This is a genomic window from Peptoniphilus sp. BV3AC2, assembly GCF_000478945.1.
Lineage (GTDB): Bacteria > Bacillota > Clostridia > Tissierellales > Peptoniphilaceae > Peptoniphilus_B > Peptoniphilus_B duerdenii.
Genome location: NZ_AWXD01000019.1, coordinates 1 through 1,133 on the forward strand (window position 1 = coordinate 1; position 1,133 = coordinate 1,133).

Sequence of the window (1,133 nt, forward strand, 5' to 3'; positions counted from 1 at the left end):
TCAGTATGTCAAGCCCTGGTAAGGTTCTTCGCGTTGCGTCGAATTAAACCACATGCTCCGCTGCTTGTGCGGGTCCCCGTCAATTCCTTTGAGTTTCATGCTTGCGCACGTACTCCCCAGGCGGAGTGCTTATTGTGTTAACGCCGGCACCGAGGTCTCCCCCGACACCTAGCACTCATCGTTTACGGCGTGGACTACCAGGGTATCTAATCCTGTTTGCTACCCACGCTTTCGTTCCTCAGCGTCAGATTTGTGTCCAGTAAGTCGCCTTCGCCACAGGTATTCCTCCTAATATCTACGCATTTCACCGCTACACTAGGAATTCCACTTACCTCTCCACTTCTCAAGAATTACAGTTTCAAATGCTTACATGGGTTGAGCCCATGCCTTTCACATCTGACTTGTTATTCCGCCTGCGAACCCTTTACGCCCAGTGATTCCGGACAACGCTAGCCCCCTACGTATTACCGCGGCTGCTGGCACGTAGTTAGCCGGGGCTTTTTCTTGAGGTACCGTCATTATCTTCCCTCATAAAAGAGCTTTACGACCCGAAGGCCTTCTTCGCTCACGCGGCGTCGCTGCATCAGGGTTTCCCCCATTGTGCAATATTCCCCACTGCTGCCTCCCGTAGGAGTTTGGACCGTGTCTCAGTTCCAATGTGGCCGATAACCCTCTCAGGCCGGCTACTGATCGTCGCCTTGGTGGGCCGTTACCTCACCAACTAGCTAATCAGCCGCGAGTCCATCTTTGACCGAATTTCTTTGACTAATTGATCATGTGACCAGTTAGTGTCATTTGGTATTAATCCCAGTTTCCCGAGGCTATCCCAATGTCAAAGGCAGGTTACTCACGTGTTACTCACCCGTCCGCCGCTAATCCATTTCATCTTCACCCCGAAGGGATCTGTCGAAATTTCATCGCTCGACTTGCATGTGTTAAGCGCGCCGCCAGCGTTCGTCCTGAGCCAGGATCAAACTCTCAATTTAAAAGTTTGTTGCTCATACGAATTCTGGTTTCTCTTAAGAATTTTTAAGAACTTTTCGCATTTTGCTTGGTTTATTCTTTGTTTTTTTGCTTACACTATTTAATTTTCATTTTCCTTCGCTGTTTTTGTGACAGCTTATTTAGTATAA

Annotated in this window: 1 rRNA gene; it reads right to left on the reverse strand. The window is 48.7% G+C overall.

What is annotated here, in order from left to right:
* A 16S ribosomal RNA gene (locus HMPREF1252_RS04595) occupies positions 1–986 on the reverse strand; the annotation flags it as partial.
* Positions 987–1,133 lie beyond the last annotated feature (147 nt).